4 protein-coding genes are annotated in these 3,460 nt (G+C 45.7%); 1 reads left to right on the top strand and 3 read right to left on the bottom strand.

The features are described from left to right. Window positions 1-322 precede the first annotated feature (322 nt). Window positions 323-589 (top strand): hypothetical protein, encoded by a 267-nt coding sequence (locus tag ACLTL4_RS11165; RefSeq protein ID WP_412320551.1) that lies wholly within the window; start codon window positions 323-325, stop codon window positions 587-589. Between the two features lie 46 nt (window positions 590-635). Here ACLTL4_RS11165 and ACLTL4_RS11160 read toward each other — a convergent pair whose 3' ends face one another. The 3 genes from ACLTL4_RS11160 to ACLTL4_RS11150 form a co-directional block, all read right to left on the bottom strand. Then, window positions 636-1,565 carry a D-2-hydroxyacid dehydrogenase gene (locus ACLTL4_RS11160; RefSeq protein ID WP_173897793.1) on the bottom strand — a complete coding sequence of 310 codons (930 nt, stop codon included), beginning with the start codon at window positions 1,563-1,565 and terminating at the stop codon, window positions 636-638. A 52-nt stretch (window positions 1,566-1,617) separates the two neighbouring features. Next, window positions 1,618-2,544, bottom strand: a complete 927-nt coding sequence (locus tag ACLTL4_RS11155; protein ID WP_412320550.1) for a hypothetical protein — start codon at window positions 2,542-2,544, stop codon at window positions 1,618-1,620. Window positions 2,545-2,744: 200 nt separating this feature from the next. Further along, window positions 2,745-3,458: a 5'-methylthioadenosine/adenosylhomocysteine nucleosidase gene (locus tag ACLTL4_RS11150; protein WP_412290536.1), complete on the bottom strand. Its 714-nt coding sequence runs from the start codon at window positions 3,456-3,458 to the stop codon at window positions 2,745-2,747. Between the last annotated feature and the right edge of the window lie 2 nt (window positions 3,459-3,460).

Raw genomic sequence — 3,460 nt, 5'->3', positions numbered from 1 at the left:
CTTGTTATTACTCACCACTTGCAGAAGTGGGAGTCTTCTCGACTGAGATAAAAAAGTGGCTATCTCCTACACCCCTAGGAGATAGCCGTGTGTAATTTATAAACTTCATTTATAAGTTTCCGGTGGCAACCATCGGACATACGCAAACCCTCTGATTGCTTCTAAGATGATTATAAACTATTCACTTCCATTTTTCAAGTGAAAAAGTTTGAAGAGGCTGCCGTTTTCAGGCAGTCTCTTTACTTTCATTTTAAAATCCGCTATACTTGAAATCAATTACTTCTGCCCTTTATGGCAGCTTTTATATGGAGGTAGAAATGTTATGTTCCGTTTATGGGGGAAAATTTTTAAAGACAACCATATGCTTCGAGATACCGTCATAGAAGATGACCGAAACGATACACGCACACACAAAATCTTTGATTCTTTAGATCAGATCTGCTACGACTTTGATCTCGGCAAACCGATCTGGCTCGATTCCAATATTCAGGAATTCAAACGCCACAACAAAACTCGTTTTTACCAGGATAGTTTTATAGAAGAAATCCCCTTCGACTACCTTGAACTTCAGGTAATCGAAGAGGATTGACAACTGTTTCAGCTATGTGCATCCTGTGATATCGAATTGTTTGGTATCACAGGATTTTTTTGATATTTTCATAGACTCCGTCCAGCAGTCTTTCACGAGTCTCTTTCGGTGCCCAGGCAATATGAGGCGTAATGATCAGCTTGCCGCTGTCCTGGATCTGCCTTAATGGATTGTCCTCCCTCATCGGCTCTCCGTCCAGCACATCCAGAGCCGCTGCCGCAATCTTATTTTCCTGCAAAGCCCACGTAAGTGCTTCCTGATCCACGATCGCTCCGCGTGCCACATTGATAAAAATTGCGGACTTCTTCATCTTCTCAAAAGCCGCTCTGTCAAAAAGTTTTCTTGTGTCCGGGTTCAACGGTGCATGCACCGATATCAGATCCGAACGTTTCAGCAGTTCTTCAAAATCCACTCTCTCATACAGCTGATCGGTGTTCTTCCCGGATGTTGAATAATAAATAACGTTGCAGCCAAATTCCTGTGCATGGGATGCCACACGTTTTCCGATCGCTCCCATGCCGACAATACCCCAGGTCTTTCCGTCAAGCTCTGAAAATTTCTGCTCAAAATGAGAAAACTGAGCGGAGGTACAATACGCACCTGATTTTACATAGTGATCATAATAGGCCAGTTTATGCAGAACATAGAACATCAGTGCAAATGTATGCTGTGCCACTGCTTCCGTAGAATAGCCGGCTACATTCGCTGACAGGATGCCGTGGCTGTCTGTATATGCCCGGTCAATATTGTCCATTCCCGTAGCCGTTACGGCTACCAGTTTCAGATGCGAAGCACCTGCCAGCGTTTTTTCATTCATCGGAATTTTGTTGATCACAACAACATCTGCATCTTTTACCCGCTCCGGCACCAGTTCCACCGGTGTGTCTCTGTATTTTGTTACATGTCCCAGTTCGTCAAATCTGTCCAGATTTATGTCATCACCAAGCGATATGGTTTCCAGAAATACAATCTCCATAGCAGTTTCCTCTCTTTCGTAATGCTAGTCTGCAGGGGAAATCCCTGCTCCATTATGACAATAACTCTTTCAGAACTTCCCGTATCACACGTTCCTGCTCATCCGAATCCATCTGCCGCAGAATCTTCGCCGTCTGCTCTTTAGGTGTATCCGCCACAGCTGCTGTCTCACGGATACCCTCCCGGATTTTTCCGAGATTCTCCTTCAACTCCTGCTTGTCCCTGATGCCATCCTTGCTGTTCTTTACGCTCTTCTTTTTCCGTCCCGGCATGGAAACCATTTTTCCGAAATGTCCGGATACGTCTTCCGACTCAGCAGAAGCTGCCACTTCTTCTGACGATGCATTGCATTTTGCCATTTCCACCTGATTTGCCGGTTTTGAAAATTCCGCCAGTATCGGCTGCACCGGCTCCGGCTGTTTCTGTCTTGCAACAGAAGATTTTGCAGCCTGTACACCGGAAGAAGCATGAAGCACCAGCACATTATCCAGCTCGTCCTGCAAAGTAATCTCCAATGACTGTTTTGCAAATCCTGTATCCAGAACGCCAAAGACCAGAAGAAAAATTCCCTCCATCAGCAAAGTGCCTGTCAGATAAGTCTGACGCATGCCACCAACCGCCTGCGGCTGGCTGATATACCATCCGACCGCTCCCAGTGCTGCACATAATATGGCAGCCATCTGTGCCATCCGTTTCCAGGTATGCAAAGATCCTCCAAAAAGACGGTACTCCAGCAGATTTTTGCGTATAAATGCTTCCGTGTTAAAAGCATTGACCGTATTCTGTTTCATTCTGCATACGTTCTGATAACGCTGGCGAAGCTGTTTCATAAACTTACCTTTCGCCATGCCCTGCCTTCTGACATCTCTGAGCAGGTTTCCATACATCGAACGAAGTACCACCTGGCTGATCACTCCCCAGGCACAGATCAATGCCATTGTGTAGAACAATATTGTCTGCTGACTTAAAAACTGTAACATGGATAATCCCCCTTCTGATCCTGCTTGTTTTCATTTCACGTGTCGCTGCTGCAGCAGTCACATTCTCCGGATGAATGTTGCAGGCACATTATAGCCTCAGAATTTGCATTTGAAAAGCAGAATCGTTCGACAATTTCTGCTCTTATGGCTCGAAAATCGGGGGATTTTTTTATGAAGTTCTTCAGTTTTCGTTCTTTTTTCTACGCTTCTTTTGCAGCCAGATTCTTCATCATGCCGCGAACCAGTCTGACGCTGTGAGCAACTGCCTGCTTCTCAAACGTCGGATAATCCATGGATGCACTGTCATCTGCCTTATCTGAAATCGCACGCAGAACAACAAACGGCACTTTATTTAAGTGTGCAGTCTGTGCGATCGCAGCACCTTCCATCTCGGTACAGTATCCTGCGAAAAGTGTCGAAATGTTCTCTTTGGTTTCTTTGTCTGCGATGAACTGATCGCCGCTGACAACTCTTCCGTGAAATACCTGAATTTCCGGATTAACCTCTTCACATACTTTCTCAGCCAGATCCGCAAGTGCCTTGTCCGCCTCAAAAGAGAACACATCCATCTGCGGAATCTGTCCCTTCGGATAACCAAAGCTTACTGCATCCATATCGTGATGAACCAGATCGCTGGAAATAACCAGATCACCGATGTTGATCTCCGCTTTCAGAGAACCGGCGATTCCTGTATTGATCACTGCTTTTACATCAAACACATCGATCAGGATCTGTGTGCAGACCGCCGCATTTACCTTCCCAACACCGCTGCGTACCACAACAACATCTTGACCTTCCAGAATGCCCTCGCAGAATTCCATGCCTGCTTTTGTCAGCTGACGCGTAATCTGCATCTGCTCCTTCAGCTCTTTTACCTCAACTTCCATTGCTCCTATAATTCCAATTGTACCCATGT

The organism is Hominisplanchenecus sp. (assembly GCF_046967715.1).
Lineage (GTDB): Bacteria > Bacillota > Clostridia > Lachnospirales > Lachnospiraceae > Hominisplanchenecus > Hominisplanchenecus faecis.
Note: the sequence above shows the minus strand (reverse complement) of the source record. Positions and strands in the feature narration are given on the sequence as shown.